The sequence below is a fragment of the Streptomyces sp. S465 genome (genome assembly GCF_026898115.1).
Lineage (GTDB): Bacteria > Actinomycetota > Actinomycetes > Streptomycetales > Streptomycetaceae > Streptomyces > Streptomyces luomodiensis.
The window spans coordinates 2,744,406-2,759,327 of record NZ_CP114036.1; the positions used below are offsets into that span (position 1 = coordinate 2,744,406).

At 74.3% G+C, this 14,922-nt stretch carries 8 protein-coding genes; 4 read left to right on the forward strand and 4 right to left on the reverse strand.

All coding sequences use genetic code 11. The features are described 5' to 3' along the window. Nucleotides 1-163: 163 nt before the first annotated feature. A complete protein-coding gene (locus tag N6H00_RS11850; protein ID WP_268971599.1) occupies nucleotides 164-2,359 on the reverse strand; it encodes an MMPL family transporter in 2,196 nt (731 codons plus the stop codon). Nucleotides 2,360-2,612: 253 nt separating this feature from the next. Between N6H00_RS11850 and N6H00_RS11855 the strand changes: the two genes are divergently transcribed. Beyond that, nucleotides 2,613-3,890 carry a sensor histidine kinase gene (locus N6H00_RS11855; RefSeq protein ID WP_268971600.1) on the forward strand — a complete coding sequence of 426 codons (1,278 nt, stop codon included), beginning with the start codon at nucleotides 2,613-2,615 and terminating at the stop codon, nucleotides 3,888-3,890. A gap of 163 nt (nucleotides 3,891-4,053) precedes the next feature. Here the strand turns inward: N6H00_RS11855 and N6H00_RS11860 are convergent, their stop codons facing one another. Next, nucleotides 4,054-4,665 carry a hypothetical protein gene (locus N6H00_RS11860; protein WP_268971601.1) on the reverse strand — a complete coding sequence of 204 codons (612 nt, stop codon included), beginning with the start codon at nucleotides 4,663-4,665 and terminating at the stop codon, nucleotides 4,054-4,056. A gap of 363 nt (nucleotides 4,666-5,028) precedes the next feature. Continuing rightward, nucleotides 5,029-5,886 (reverse strand): putative RNA methyltransferase, encoded by an 858-nt coding sequence (locus N6H00_RS11865; RefSeq protein ID WP_268971602.1) that lies wholly within the window; start codon nucleotides 5,884-5,886, stop codon nucleotides 5,029-5,031. Nucleotides 5,887-6,147: 261 nt separating this feature from the next. Here N6H00_RS11865 and N6H00_RS11870 point away from each other — a divergent pair, with 261 nt between their 5' ends. The 3 genes from N6H00_RS11870 to N6H00_RS11880 all read left to right on the forward strand — a co-directional run bounded on the left by N6H00_RS11870 (nucleotide 6,148) and on the right by N6H00_RS11880 (nucleotide 12,067). Further along, complete coding sequence (locus tag N6H00_RS11870) at nucleotides 6,148-6,795, forward strand: response regulator transcription factor (RefSeq protein ID WP_268971603.1); 648 nt, start codon at nucleotides 6,148-6,150, stop codon at nucleotides 6,793-6,795. Between the two features lie 106 nt (nucleotides 6,796-6,901). Next, a complete protein-coding gene (locus N6H00_RS11875; RefSeq protein ID WP_268971604.1) occupies nucleotides 6,902-10,042 on the forward strand; it encodes an alpha-N-acetylglucosaminidase in 3,141 nt (1,046 codons plus the stop codon). A gap of 78 nt (nucleotides 10,043-10,120) precedes the next feature. Continuing rightward, the gene (locus N6H00_RS11880) at nucleotides 10,121-12,067 is read left to right on the forward strand and encodes a hypothetical protein (protein ID WP_268971605.1); all 1,947 of its coding nucleotides are present in this window, start codon (nucleotides 10,121-10,123) and stop codon (nucleotides 12,065-12,067) included. A 121-nt stretch (nucleotides 12,068-12,188) separates the two neighbouring features. On the opposite strand, the gene pulA is transcribed toward N6H00_RS11880, so the two are convergent. Continuing rightward, the gene (pulA, locus tag N6H00_RS11885; protein WP_329618528.1) at nucleotides 12,189-14,858 is read right to left on the reverse strand and encodes a pullulanase-type alpha-1,6-glucosidase; all 2,670 of its coding nucleotides are present in this window, start codon (nucleotides 14,856-14,858) and stop codon (nucleotides 12,189-12,191) included. Nucleotides 14,859-14,922: the final 64 nt, after the last annotated feature.

The window sequence follows — 14,922 nt, forward strand, 5'->3', positions numbered from 1 at the left end:
CCGTGCCGGGCCGGCCAGGAGCCGGTCCGGCACGGCGGGCGCGCTCGTGCGGGACGTGTTCGTACGGGACGTGTCCGTACGGCCCGCGCTCGTACGGGACGTGTTCGTACGGGACGTGTCCGTGCGGCCCGCGTTCGTACGGCCCGCGCTCAGCGCCCCCCGCTCACCGGTCCGCCCCGACCAGCGGCGGCCGGGGTCGCTCCACCGGCTCCTCGCCGTGGCTGACGCTGGGCAGCCGCCGCAGGGCGCGCGGCAGGTACCAGGTGCGCTCGCCGAGCAGCGCCATCGCCGAGGGCAGCAGCACCATCCGCACCAGCGTGGCGTCCACCAGCACCGCCACCGCGAGCCCGACGCCCATCTGCTGCATGTCCTGCATCCGCAGCAGGGCGTAGACCGCGAACACGACGACCATGATGGCGGCCGCGCCGGTGACCGGGCCCGCCGTGGTCCGGATGCCCTCGCGGATCGCGTCCCGGGTGGCGAGGCCCCGTGCATGGGCCTCCCTGATCCGCGAGACCACGAAGACGTGGTAGTCCATCGACAGTCCGAAGAGGATGACGAGGACGAACAGCGGCATCCACGACTCGATCGCCCCGGCCGGTTCCGTTCCCAGCAGCTCCGCGCCCCAGCCGTGCTGGAAGACGGCGGTCATGGTGCCGTACGCGGCGCCCACCGACAGCAGGTTGAGCAGGATGGAGACGATCGCGATCGGCAGCGACCGGAAGCAGAGCAGCATCAGGACGAAGGTCACGGCGGCGATGAAGAGGAAGACCGGTGCGATATCGGTCTTCAGCTGGTCGTTGAAGTCGCGGTTCGCGGCGAGGTCACCGCCCACGTGGACCTGGTCGGAGACCGGTCCGAGAATCCTCGGGACCAGGTCCTCCTGGAGGGTGTCCAGGGCGTGCCGGGAGGTGGCGTTCCCGCCGTCCCCGGCCAGCGGCACCTCGATCCGGGCCACCCCCCGCGTACGGTACGTCTCCACCTCGACCGTCCTGCCGAACTCCCCGGACGCGGCGAGCTCCTTCTTGAGGTCCGCCACGGCCGCCGCGAAGCGGGGGGAGCCGATGTCGCCGGAGCGCAGCACCACCTCGGCCGGGGCGGGGCCGCCGGGGAACGCTCCGGTGATCTCCTGGTACGCCACGGTGATCGCGGCGTCGGAGCCGAACTGCTTCTCCAGGCCGAGCTGTTCGGTCTTCATCCCGAGGGCGGGTGCGCACAGCACCAGCAGCAGCGCGCCCGACACGGCGGCGAACAGCTTCGGCCGGGCCAGAACGGGCCGCATCAGCCGGCCGGAGACGCCCCCGGCGGCCCGCGCGCTCTTCTTCCGGCGGCGGTTCAGCAGCGGCACCCGCCCGGCGTCGATCCGGTCGCCCAGCCAGGACAGCGTCGCGGGCAGTACGGTCACCGAGCCGAGCATCGCCATCAGGACGACCAGGATGGTGGCCACCGCGAAGCCCTTGAACAGCATCAGCCCGGACAGGAACATCCCCGCCATGGCCAGGATGACCGTGACCCCGGAGATCAGCACCGCCCGGCCACTGGTGGCGGCCGCGATCCGCAGCGCGGTCGCGGCGTCCCGGCCCGCGGCCCGCTCATCGCGCTCACGCCGCAGGTAGAACAGCGAGTAGTCGACCCCGACGGCCAGACCCACCAGGAACATCACCGAGTTGGTGGAGTCGAACAGGGGCACCTCACGGCTGGCGAAGGCGAGCAGTCCGAAGGTGCCGACGCAGGCGGTCACCCCGAGCAGCACCGGCAGCAGCGCGGCGACCAGCGCCCCGAAGACCACCAGCAGAATGCCCAGCGCCAGCGGTACGGCGGTCAGCTCGGCCTTCTTCAGGTCGTCGGTCAGCATGCCGTCGAGGATGTGCTGGGCGGTGGCGTCGCCGAACTCGTAGACCTCGATGCCCCGATGGGCCGCCTCGGTCCGCTCCACCGCGTCGACGACCGGCCCCACCCGCTCCCCGGCGGTGTCCGGGTCGCCCCTCAACTCGAAGGTGACCAGTGCCTCCCGTCCGCTCTCCGAGCGCACCGGGGGCTGGACGCGCGCCGTCTCACCCGTCCGCTCCAGACGCGCCGAGAGGTCGCGGGCCGCGGCCCGCCAGCCGTCCGGGCGGTCGCTGCGCAGCATCACCATCTCTCCGGCCGGGGTCTGGAGGCCGGCGTCCTCCAGGATCTTCTCGGCGCGTGCGGAATCGCCCGCACCGTTCTCTGAATTGGTCATCTGCCGGGACCCCGAGACACCGCCGGCCACGGCGACGACCACGACGAACAGCAGCCATCCGATGATCGCGGTCTTGCGGTGGCGGGTGCTCCACCCGCCGAGCCGCACGGCCAGGCCCTTTCTCGTCGCACTCATCGCGTCTCTCCCCCTGAGGTACGGGCTGAACAGGTCATGCCACGACGCTAGGAATCCGCGGGACCGCGCCCCAGCCGGTCAGCCACCCCTTCGCCGAGCCATAGGGCCCGGCGGGGAGGTGGTGCCAGGTACACCCCGGAACGGGGCCGCACCCCCGTGACCGGTGAAGGGGGCGCGGCCAGACTGGGGGTGTTGACTGACCGTGCCGGACGATCAGGGGCCGGCCGGACGCGACCGCCGAGGGAGACGCGGGATGAAGGTACGCACGGCGCTGCTGGCCTGCGCGCGGGGACTGGCGCTGGTCCCCCTCACGCTCGCGGGTTCGATCACGCTCTTCACGCTGCTGGTCGTGTCGATCTGCCTGATCCCGCTGGGCGTCGGGGTGTTCACCACCCCGCCCCTGGTCCGCGCGGTACGGGCGCACGCCAATCGGCGCCGGCTGCTGGCCGCCACCTGGGCCGACGTCCGGATCCAGATCCCGTACCGCTCGCTTCCCGCCGACCGGCGCTCCGGCGTCACCGGGCAGGTGGAGCTGTGCGCCTTCCTGCTGAAGGACCCGGCCACCTGGCGGGATCTGCTGTGGCTGGTCGTCGACATGGTCGCCGGATGTGTCAGCGCGCTGCTGGCCTTCGTCTTCGTGCCCTACGGGGTCGAGGGGTTCGTCATGGCCGCCGGGGTGTGGAAGCCGATCGTGGACGCGAGCGGCACCTACTGGTACGCCTTCCTCCCCATCGGCTCGTGGGGCACCGCCCTCCTGGCCGTCCCGCTCGGCGTCGGCTTCCTCTGCCTGGGCCTGGTCGTCTCCCCCCTCGTGCTCCGCGGCCACTTCCTGCTCTCGCGCGCCTTCCTGGACCCGACCCCGCACATGGCGCTCGAGGAGCGGGTGCAGCGGCTCACCCAGACCCGGCACGACGCCGTGGACACCTCCGCCGCCGAGCTGCGCCGGATCGAGCGCGATCTGCACGACGGCGCCCAGGCCCGCCTCGTCGCCATGGGCATGAGCCTGGGCACCGTGGAGGCCCTGATCGAGAAGGACCCGGCCAAGGCCAAGGAGCTGCTCGCCGCGGCCCGTACGAACTCCGCCCAGGCCCTGGCCGAGCTGCGCGACCTGGTCCGGGGCATCCATCCGCCGGTCCTGGCCGAACGCGGCCTGGGGGACGCGGTGCGCGCACTGGCACTGCGGATGCCGGTGCCCGTGGAGGTGGACGTGGACCTGCCCGGCCGCGCCGACGAACCCGTCGAGTCGGCCGCGTACTTCGCGGTCAGCGAGGTGCTGACCAACGCGGCGAAGCACGCGGACGCCACACGCATGTGGCTCGACGTGCACCACGAGGACGGCATGCTCCGCATCACGGTGACCGACGACGGCCGGGGCGGCGCGCGGATCACCCCGGGCGGCGGTCTGAGCGGCGTCGAGCGGCGCCTGGGCACCTTCGACGGCGTCCTCGCGGTCAGCAGCCCCGGCGGCGGGCCGACCATGGTGACGATGGAGATCCCGTGCGCCCTCTCGACCCCGAAGCCCACCGGCTGACGCGCCTACCGGCTGACGTGTCTACCGGCTGACGCGCCCACCGGCGGACGGACCTACCGGCTGACGCGTTTGCCGGGCGGCGGCGCGCCGGGGAGCGCGCCGGCGGGAGGCACCGGGTGGGTGCGAGCGCGCCGGTGCCGGGCCGGGGCCCGGCCGTTCGGCATCACGTCACCTCCACCCGGACCTCCTCGCGCAGATCGGTGGCGATCGCGGCGGACTCGTCGAGGGTCAGCGCCTTGTTGCCCTCCGTGGGGACCACCGCGCCCACGGTGCCGTAGTCGCCCCAGACGCACAGGGCGATGGAGGTGGGCTCCTCGGCGTTGGTCTCCTCCGTGGTCCGGATGGTCTGGCACTTCATGATGGCGTTGTCCAGCCCGTCGGGCGTCTTCCGCTCCGGGGTGCCGACCAGTTCCACATCGCTGTCGCCGCTGCCCGCCGTCCTGCTCCGGCGCTCGAGGTCGGCGAAGTAGGCGTCGACGGACTTCTCCGGGTCCGTCACCTCCCCGTAGGCGCCGATGAGCTGGAGCCGCTTGGCCTCGCCCGAGGTCTCCCAGACGGCGTTGAGACCGCTGCCGCCCTTGTCGACGCCGAAGGCGGCCGCCTGCTCAGCGGTCAGCTTCTTCTCCGTCCCGGCGTCGGAATAGGCGCTTTCGTAGTCGCCGAGCACCCTCTCGGGCGCGGTGAGCTTGTACTCCTTGCCGTCGTCGGTGACCCCGCCGCCGTCGTCCCCGCCGAACAGCACCACCCCGCCGACGATCGCCCCGACCACCGCCACGGCCCCGATCGCAAGCCCGACCGCCTTCCCCTTCGAGCCGCGCCCGCCGCCCGGCGGTGGCGGCGGCGGATAGCCCGGGACCTGCGGCTGGGCATACGGATTCCCCCCACCCTGCGGCGGCTGTCCGTACGCCCCGTAGGGTCCGGGTCCGGGTTGCCCGTACGCCCCGTAAGGCCCGGGTTGCCCGTACGGACCGGGCTGCCCGTACCCACCCGGCTGCCCGTACCCACCGGGCTGCCCGCCCGGCTGCCCGTACGGCCCCTGCGGTGGCGGCTGGTGATGACTTATCGACAGCGTCCTTTCCCCCTGCGCCTCCTGCGCGACGCACCGCCCAACTGGACGCTCCCCGAAGGCGGCGCGGTTTCACCGGGGCCGGTAGACGGATGCGCGCACGGAAACGGTCACGGGTTGCGGACAGCTCAGGCGAGCGATACGGCGGCGCAGCTCATCGGCGTCGATGTGGTGGGCGGTCGGCCCCATGGAGACCAGGGCGTCGAGGTCCCGCCCGCCCAGGCGCAGCACGTACTCCAGCCGCTCGGTGCGCTCATGCCGGAAGCGGTCGCCCAGCGCGCTGTGCAGCCGCCGCTCCTTGGCGGGGTCGACCGACAGCAGGCCGAGCCGGCTCCGCAGCTCTCGCAGATGCCCGGACGCCGGGGTGAGCACCAGCAGGGCGCCGTCCGGGCGGAGAACACGGTGGAACTCACCGCCGTTGCGGGGCGCGAAGACGTTGAGCACGAGATCGACCGAACCGGTCCGCACCGGCAGCGGCCGCCAGACGTCCCAACTGGCCGCCCCCGCACGCGGATGCGCCCGCGCAGCCGCCCGCAGCGCGTACGCGGAGGTGTCGAGCCCCAGCCCGAGCGCCCCGGGCAGCGCGTCCAGCACCGCCGCGAGGTAGTACCCGGTGCCGACCCCGGCATCCAGGACGGTGCCGTCGGCCGGGCACAGTGACAGCGCCAGCCCGGCGAGGCGGGACGCCAGCGGCGCGTAGTGCCCGGCCCCGAGAAACGCGGTCCGGGCCCGGACCATCTCCGGGGTATCGGCGCTGCGGGCCCGCCGGCCGGTCATCAGGCTGAGGTATCCCTGCCGGGCGACGTCGAAACTGTGCCGCCCCTCGGCACAGCGCAGGGCACGCCCGGCGGGGACGAGGCGGGCCCGGCACACGGGACAGGTCAGCAGGGCCGGCAGCCCGTCGTGCGGGCAGGGGCCGGTGAAAGGCATGGTCGCTCCTGGTGCGGCGGTGAGCCGCGTGCGGTGATGGACGAGGGCACACGAAGCCGGCGGCGTGACGAACCGCCCGGGAACCGGGCCCGGGGTCACGCCGCTGTGCTCACCACCGCGTCAGAGAAAGCAGTGCGGAACGCTTGTCCATGCCATGCCGCACAGATTACGCGTCGGCGTCCGGGGGCGGCTGGGCGCGGTAGATTCGGACCGATTCGGCCGTGTCCCCGCTCCGGGGCCCGAGGGAGTCAGGGAGCTGCCGTGCGTGTTGTGGTCGCCGAGGATCTGTTCCTGTTGCGGGACGGGCTGGTGCGGATGCTGGAGGCGTACGACGTCGAGGTGGCGGCCGCGGTGGCGAGCGGGCCCGAGCTGAGCAAGGCGTTGGCGGAGCTGGCGCCGGATGTCGCGGTGGTGGATGTGCGGCTGCCGCCGTCGTTCAGCGACGAGGGGTTGCAGTGCGCGCTGGCGGCGCGGCGGGAGCGGCCGGGGTTGCCGGTGCTGGTGCTGTCGCAGCATGTGGAGCAGCTGTACGCGCGGGAGTTGCTCGCGGACGGCAGCGGCGGCATCGGGTATCTGCTGAAGGACCGGGTCTTCGACGCGGATCAGTTCATCGACGCGGTGCGGCGGGTGGCCGCCGGGGGTACGGCGATGGATCCGCAGGTGATCTCGCAGCTGCTGGACCGGCGGGCGCAGGACAAGCCGCTGGGGCGGCTGACGCCGCGGGAGCTGGAGGTGCTGGAGCTGATGGCGGAGGGGCGGTCGAACGCGGCGATCGCCTCGCGGCTGTGTGTCACGGAGCGGGCGGTGGCCAAGCACACCTCCAATATCTTCGGGAAGCTCGGTCTGCCGCCGTCGGACGACAACAACCGCCGGGTGCTGGCGGTGCTGGCCTATCTCGACCGGGGCTGAGCGGGGCTGATCGGCGGCCTCGCCCGCGCACCATTGCTCCCGCCCCGCAACGCTGGTTAAGTGCCGTATCCGCACGACGCATTGGCCGTTGTCCGATGGGGGGCGCATGAGCGACCTGAGCAGACGCACGCTGATCGGAACAGCCGGAGCACTCGGGGCCGGGGCCACGCTGGGGAGCCGGTTCCCCGCGGCGGCCGACGGGCCGGACGACGCACAGGACACCGCCGTGACCCCCTTCGACACCGCCCCCGCGCGCGCCGCCCTGCGGCGGCTGCTGCCGGCGCACGCCGATCAGTTCCGGCTGGTGGCGCTGGAGCGGCGGGGCGATGAGGAGCGGTTCGGGGTCGAGGGGTCCGCGGGGCGGCTGACGGTCTCCGGGACCAGCCCGGCGGTGCTGCTCACCGGCGTGCACTGGTATCTGAAGTACACCTGCCACGCCCAGATCACCTGGTCCGGCGATCAGCTGAACCTGCCGGAGCGGCTGCCCGCGCCCGCCCGGCGCGTGGCGGGCTCGACCGCGCTGCCGCACCGCTTCGCGTTCAACGACACCCACGACGGCTACACCGCGCCGTTCGCCGACTGGGACCGCTGGGAGCACCTGATCGACGTCGCGGCCCTGCACGGCTGCAACGAGCTGCTGGTCACCGCCGGTCAGGAGGCCGTCTACCACCGGCTGCTCCAGGAGTTCGGCTATCCGGAGGCCGAGGCGCGCGCCTGGCTGCCCGCCCCCTCCCACCAGCCGTGGTGGCTGTTGCAGAACATGAGCGCATACGGCGGCCCGGTGTCCACCGCGCTCCTCCAGAAGCGCACGGCGCTGGGGCGGCGGATCGCGGACCGGCTGCGCGAACTGGGCATGCGGCCGGTGTTCCCCGGCTACTTCGGCACCGTCCCGGACGGGTTCGCGGACCGCAACCCGGAGGCCCGTACGGTGCCGCAGGGCGACTGGAACGGGCTGCGGCGGCCCGACTGGCTCGATCCGCGCACCGCGTCGTTCCGTCAGGTGGCCGCCGCCTTCTACCGGCACCAGCGCGACCTGTTCGGCGAGGCCGAGCTGTTCAAGATGGATCTGCTGCACGAGGGCGGCGACCCCGGCGACGTCCCGGTGCCCGAGGCGGCCCGCGCCGTGGAGACCGCGCTGCGCACCGCCCGCCCCGGTGCCATCTGGGTGATCCTCGGCTGGCAGGAGAATCCCCGCCGCGATCTGCTGGACGCCGTCGACCACGACCGGATGCTCGTCGTGGACGGGCTGTCGGACCTGGAGACCGTCACCGACCGGGAGCGGGACTGGGGTGCGGTGCCGTACGCGTTCGGCACCATCCCCAACTTCGGCGGCCGCACCACGATCGGCGCCAAGACCCATATGTGGGCCGAGCGGTTCACCGTGTGGCGCGACAAACCGGACAGCAAGCTCGTCGGCACGGCCTATATGCCGGAGGCGGCCGAGCGCGACCCGGCGGCGTTCGAGCTGTTCAGCGAGTTGGCGTGGCGGGACGAGCCGGTGGACCGGGCCGAGTGGTTCCGCCGTTACGCCGATGTGCGCTACGGCGGACCGGACGCCAGGGCCCGGGAGGCGTTCGCCGCGCTGCGCACCACCGCGTACCAGATCAGCAGCAAGGACGGCCGCCCGCACGACTCGGTCTTCGCCGCCCGCCCCTCCCTGACCGCGCGCTCGGGCACCAACTACGCGACCCACACCCCCGCCTTCGACCCGGCCGGCTTCGACGTGGCCTTCGCGGCGCTGCTGGGCGTCCGCGCGCCGCTGCGCGACAGCGACGCCTACCGCCACGACCTCACCGACCTCGCGCGGCAGGCGCTCGCCAACCGCTCCTGGCAGCTGATCCCCCAACTCCAGGACGCGTACGAGCGCAAGGACCGCACAGCCTTCCGGACGCTGTCCCGGCTGTGGCTGAAGCTGATGCGGCTCAGCGACGACATGACCGGCGCCCACCGGCGGTTCCTGCTGGGACCCTGGCTCGAGGACGCCAAGCGGATGGCGTCCGGCGATCAGGAGTCGGCCCAGCTGGAGCGGGCCGCCCGCACCCTCGTCACCACCTGGGCGGACCGCGCCACGGCGGACGGCGGCAAGCTCGCCAACTACGCCAACCGCGACTGGAGCGGTCTCATCGCCGACTTCCACCTCCCCCAGTGGCAGTCCTATCTGGACGAGCTGGAGGACGCGCTGGCGGAGGACCGCGCACCGCGCGCCTTCGACTGGTACGCCGTCGAGGAGCCGTGGACGCGGGAGCGCAAGACCTACCCGGTGCGGCCGACGGCGGACGCCCACCGCACCGCCCAGCGGGTGTACGAGGCGCTGGCCAAGGCCCCGTACCAGGGCACGCTGACCGTCACCGCCGAGCCCGCCACCCTGCCGCCCGGCGGCTCCGCGTCCCTCACCGCCGCCCTGCGCAACGTCAACGGGCTGCGCCCCACCGGCCGCGTCGACTTCGACCTCACCGTGACCGGCCTGGACCCGGCCCCGTCCCCGGACGGCCCGACCCGGCTGTCCGGCGTCCCCGCGGGCGGCACCGGCGAGGTCCACTGGCGCGTGACCGCGCCCGACGAGCCGCTGGAGCGTCCGCTTGAGCCGCTGCCGTACGAGCTGGGCGTCACCTACGGGCCCCGGGGCGAGGACCGGGTGCGGGCGGTGCGCACCGGTTCGCTGTGGATCGCCGGACCGCTGGCGGAGGGGATGCGGACGGTCACCAACAGCGGCGCGGTCTTCGGCCGGCTGGACGACCGGTTCGCCATCGACGGCGCGGGCCAGGACCTGTGGAAGGGCACCGCCGAATTCGGCTCCGTCTACCGCGACGGCGTCCTTGACGTGGGCACGGCCATGACCGTGAAGGTGACCGCCCAGGCGGCCACCGGGCCGTGGGCGCGGGCCGGGATCATCGTCCGCGACGACCTCGCCACGGCCGGCTCCCCCGGTTTCGTGAACCTCTCCGTCACCCCGGCCAACGGCGTCGTCCTGTCGTACGACTCGGGCGGCGACGGCACGCTGGACACCTACCGGCGGATCACCGGCGTCAAGGCGCCCGTGCTGCTGCGGCTGACCCGCACCGCCGCCACCTCCTACACCGGCGAGCTGTCCACCGACGACGGCGCGACCTGGCGGACGGTGGCCACCGTGACGGCACCGGGCGGGGCGGCCGCGCAGGACGCCGGGATCTTCATGAGCGCGGCGAACGGCGGCAGCGGGGCGCGGGGCACGGTCGAGTTCAGCGGCTGGGAAACCAGCACGGCATAGCGGGTTCGCGGGGGTGGCGGGACGGGGCCAGGTGACCGGCCAGGTGACCAACCCGCCCCGCCACTCGTTCTACGAACCGTGGACCAGCACCAGGCGACAGTCGCCCCCGACGACGAGACCACCGGCCTGATCGACGTCGAGCAGGCCGAGGCCGCCATCGTCGAGCACTACCCACGGCTGGTGCGGCTCGCGTATCTCATCCTCCCGCCCGGCGTCGCCCGCACCCGCCGGGTGCTCGCGGCGCATGCCCTCGCGCAGCGCGCGCTGCCCCGCAACCGGGCGTACGGCGCGGGCTCCGACCGGCAGCCCGAGGTCGAACTGCCCTGGCAGCGCGGGACGAAGGGCCCGGCGGCCGACGCGGGCTACGGCTATGTGCGGCTGCGGGTGCTGCGCCTGGCGCTGCGCGCCGCCCGGCCGCGCCGCTGGTGGCGGCCGCCCCCGGCGCTGCCGCAGGTGCTCGGGCTGCGGCTGTTCCCGCGCTCCGGCGGCGCCGATGAACTGGCCCTGGACAAGGCGCTGTCACAGCTGTCCGGGCCCGGCCGCGCCGCGTACGTCCTGCGGGAGCTGGAGCGGCTCGGCGAGCACGAGACGCGCACGCTGCTGCGGGCCGCGGGGGTCACCGACGCGCGGGCCGCGCTGGAGGAGGCGGAGTCGGTGCCGGAGCCGGCCGGCGGCCGGGACGGATCGCTGCTGGAGTCCGCGGAGTTCGACCCGTGCTCGCTCCAGGCGCGGCCCACCGATCTGATGCGCCGCCGTCAGCATCTGCGGGCGGTGCTGGTGGCCGTGGTGGCGCTGGTGGTGTGCGGCACGCTGCTGGGGACGCCGGGGCGGGGCTGGGGGCCGAGCGGTGCGGCCGCGCCCTTGTACGCCCGCCACCCCTCCGCCGAACGGGCCCTCGATCCGCAGCGGTTGACGCGCGCCCTGCCCGACGCCTGGCGCACCGCCTCCCGTGCCGACTTCTCCGTCTGGCCCGCGCGCGGGGACCGCCTCCATGACACCGGGCTGCTGCGCCGCGCGCTGGCCGTCTGGGCTCGGCCGGGCCCGTCGGTGCGGGTGTCGGCCACCATGGGCACCCAGTCCGGGCCGCCCTCGGGGCCGCCGCAGCTGCTGTTCGCGGGCGAGGTGGACCGGACGTCGGTGGTGCTGCTGTACGACGGGCTGCGGGTGGCGCGGTACGCGGAGACGGGCGACGGCGACGGCGGTGCGGTGGCGCTGGACTTCGCCCGGCTGGACGCCGCCGACGCGGCCACCTCGACCGCGCTGGTCCTCAGCCGGGTGGACGGCAATGTGCGCTATCTGACCGCCCCTTGGGTGCGCCACGCCTGGGTGCGGGATCTGCTGCGCCCCGGCCAGGCGCCGCGTCCGCTGCACCGCACCGGTGAGGGGGTGACCGACCCGGTGCGCACCGTGCCGTCGCTGCGGCCCTGCCGGGGCTGGCCCGCGCTCCAGTTCGGCCCGCGGCTCGTGGCCGACCTGGGCGAACTGGCCCCGGCCCGGCTCACCTACGGCACCCCCGGGCACGGTGTGCGCGATGTGGCGGGGCGGGCGGCCCGGCTGAGCTGGGCCAGGACCGGGTGCCGGCTGGCGCTGATGCGGGCGCGCGGGGTGCGCACGGTCAACTCCTGGCGGTTCGCCGCCCAGCGGCTGCCGGAGGCGGGGGGCCACGCGGCCTGGCTGTGCACCCGCGCCGACACCTGGCGGGGCACGGGAGCCAAGGTGCTGGCCCAGTTCCAGCCGTGGGACACCCGCCGGGGTGCGGCGGGCGCGGTCGCCGCCGGCGCCGACAACTCCCCCGCCTGCGGCCCGCGTGCGCCGCGGGTGCTGGCGGGGGTGCTGTGGAAGGCGCGGTCCGGCCACTGGTACCTGCTGGCCGCCGGAAGCCGTCAGGTCACCGCGATCGCCGCCACCGGCGGTGTCCGGGGCCACTCCTACGGCCGCGCCCTGACCCTGCCCGCCAAGGCGGGTGCCCGAGCCGACCTGAAGGCCCGGCTGGCGGGCGGTGGCCGGCTGGGCCCCCTGCGGTGACGCTCCGCGGGACGTGCCCCGACCCGCTGTCGACGGTCCGCGGCGCCGTCGTGGCCGGTCGCACGGCCCCCGCGCCCCTTCTGTGCGCCGCTCGGACCGCGACCGGCTTCCGCCCGTCCGCTCAGCGCCCGGCGGCTCCGGCCCTGAAGACGGCGACCGTGCGGCCGGGGACGGTGAAGGTGCCGGTCGCGCGCTCGTAGCCGGCCGTCTTCACCGTGGCGTCGGAGCCGTGCGCCTGGACCGGGTGGAGCGCGTACGGGGTTCCGGCCAGGGCGGGGACGGTTTGCGCCTGCCGGGACGGGGTGGCGTTGAAGACCACGACGAGCCGGTCGAGCCGCATGGTGATCACGCCGGGCGTCTCCCCGGTGCCGGACAGCGGGAAGGACAGCGCGTCCTGCACCCCCTCCGCCGTGGCCTGGCTGAACGCCTTCTCGGTGGTACGGATCCGCAGCAGGTCCCGGTAGGCCGCCGAGGCGCCGGTGATCTCCGCGCAGCCGGGGCGCGCCGCCGGGTTGGTCAGCAGGGGTGTGGCGTAGGGCCACTTGGCCTGGTTGTCCGCGGCCGGGGGCAGTCCCCGGCCGAATCCGTTGCCGGACTCGCAATCCCAATGGATGGCGTTGAACCAGTCGCCGCTGTCGTAGGAGTTGCGGTCCAGCGACTTGGAGCGCAGCAGATCGGTGCCGGCCTGGCTGAGCGCCGGGCCCTGGGAGAGGGCGGCGGTGGCCAGGGCCAGGACCTGCGCGCGGGCGCGGTCGGCGGCCGGGGTGGTGGTGGGGAGCTTGTAGGCGAGCGCGTCGTAGAGGGTCTCGTTGTCATGGGCGTCGGCGTAGGCGAGCGCGTCGCCGGGGGCGGCGGCGTAGCCGGCCGGGGAGCCGTTGTAGTCGACCTCGGAGCCCTTGACCCGGTGTCCGGCGGTGTCGGTGAAGGTGTAGTCGGCGAGGTTGCCGGAGAGCCCGACCTTGATCAGGTCCTGGGCGTGCAGCAGCCGGGCCCGCTGCTCGTCCGGTGTGCCGTTGGCGGGTGAGCCGTTCGGGTCGGTGAAGAGTCCGGAGGCGAAGCCCTGGACGCGGGGGTCCTCGTCGAACGGCCCGCCGCCGCGCACCGCGTCCCTGGCCCGGTCGCTGAAGGTGGCGATGCCGGTGCCGGCCATGGTCCGCTGGGTGGCCTGGACGAAGCGGGCGTCGTCGGCCACCTCGCCGAAGTTCCAGCCCTCGCCGTAGAGGATGATCGACTTGCCGTCCACCCCGTCCTTGGCGGGGGTCAGGGCGTCCAGGGCCTTGCGTACGGCCAGAATGTTGGCCTTGGGGTGGTGGCCCATGAGGTCGAAGCGGAAACCGTCGACCTTGTACTCCTTGGCCCAGGTGACGACCGAGTCCACCACGAGCTTGCCCATCATCGCGTGCTCGGGCGCGGTGCCGGGGCAGCAGGTGGAGGTGGCCACGCTGCCGTCGTCCAGCAGCCGCTGGTAGTAGCCGGGCACGATCCGGTCGAGCACCGACTTCTCGTCCTGTCCGGCGGCCACGGTGTGGTTGTAGACGACGTCCATGACGGTGCGCAGCCCGGCCCGTGCCAGGCCCTGCACCATCTGCCGGAACTCGCGGGTGCGCGCCGGGCCGTCCGGGTCGCTCGCGTAGCTCCCCTCCGGCACGGTGTAGTGCAGCGGGTCGTAGCCCCAGTTGTAGCCGTCCCGGCCGGCGGTCCGGGCCACACACGTCTGCTGCTGGTCGGAGTCGGCGGGCAGGGCGGCCAGGTCGCAGCCGGGCCGGGCCTGGTCCGACCGCCGCTCCGGAACGGTGCCGAAGTCGAAGGCGGGCAGCAGATGGACGTACGAGGTGCCGGACCGGGCCAGCTCCCGCAGGTGCCGCATCCCGTCCGAGTCGCGGTCGGTGAAGGCGAGGTACTGGCCGGGGTGGGCGCTGGTGCGGTCCGCGACGGAGAAGTCGCGGATCTGGAGCTCCTGGATGCGGGCGTCGCGCAGCGGGACGGCCCGGGGCTTGGTCAGCTCCGCCCAGCCGGCCGGGGCGAGCCGGGGGTCGCCCAGGTCGGTGACCAGGCTGTGGGTGGAGTCGGCGGTCAGGGCGGTGGAGTACGGGTCGGTGACCTCGTTGGTGACGGTCTTGCCGATGCTCGGCGCCCAGACCCGGACCCGGTAGCGGTAGGGCTTGTCCCGCCAGTCGGGGCTGCCGGTGACGCTCCACACCCCGCTGCGGGCGTCCCGCCGCATGGCGACGGTGCGCCCGTCCAGGTCGAGCGAGACGCTCCGGGCGGTCGGCGCCCATACGGAGAGGGTGGGGCGGGACCCGTGGAAGACCGGGCCGAGGTCGGCCCGGCCGGCCCGGTCCGCGTAGAGGTCGTCCAGGACGCCGGGGATCTGCACCCCGGTGCGGTGCAGTACCCGGTCGTGGTCGTCGGCCGCGCGCTGGACGGCGGCGAGGGGGCCGCGCAGGGCGGTGGCGGCCTTGTCGCGGTCGCGCGGGTCGAGCCGGTAGGCGGGGCGGCCGGCCAGGTGCGGATAGGCGGCCCGCTGGGCGTCGGTCAGGGAGACCGGGGTCAGCCGCAGGGTGCCACCGGTGTAGCTCAGCTCCTCGGTGGTCGCGGCGGTGTGCTCGACCGGCCAGACGACGGTGGCCCGGTCGATCCACTGCGCCTCGGCGGTGGCGGGGGCCTGCGCCTCTGCGGTGCCGGTCGCGGCCCGCGCGGTCTGCGGTACGGCGGGCACGGCGGCCGCGCCCAGGGCCAGGGTGGCGAGCGCGGCGGCGGCGCGGACGAGGGTGACTCTCGGGGGTTTCACAGGGCTGGTGACTCCTTGAGGTGTGGTGTGGGTGTGGGCCCCGCGCCCACCCGCCCGGGGGCGG

Excerpts from the sequence above, each read along its gene's own strand:
- N6H00_RS11850 (WP_268971599.1), bottom strand. The coding sequence starts at position 2,359 with ATGAGTGCGACGAGAAAGGGCCTGGCCGTGCGGCTCGGCGGGTGGAGC.
- N6H00_RS11855 (WP_268971600.1), top strand. The coding sequence starts at position 2,613 with ATGAAGGTACGCACGGCGCTGCTGGCCTGCGCGCGGGGACTGGCGCTG.
- N6H00_RS11865 (WP_268971602.1), bottom strand. The coding sequence starts at position 5,886 with ATGCCTTTCACCGGCCCCTGCCCGCACGACGGGCTGCCGGCCCTGCTG.
- N6H00_RS11875 (WP_268971604.1), top strand. The coding sequence starts at position 6,902 with ATGAGCGACCTGAGCAGACGCACGCTGATCGGAACAGCCGGAGCACTC.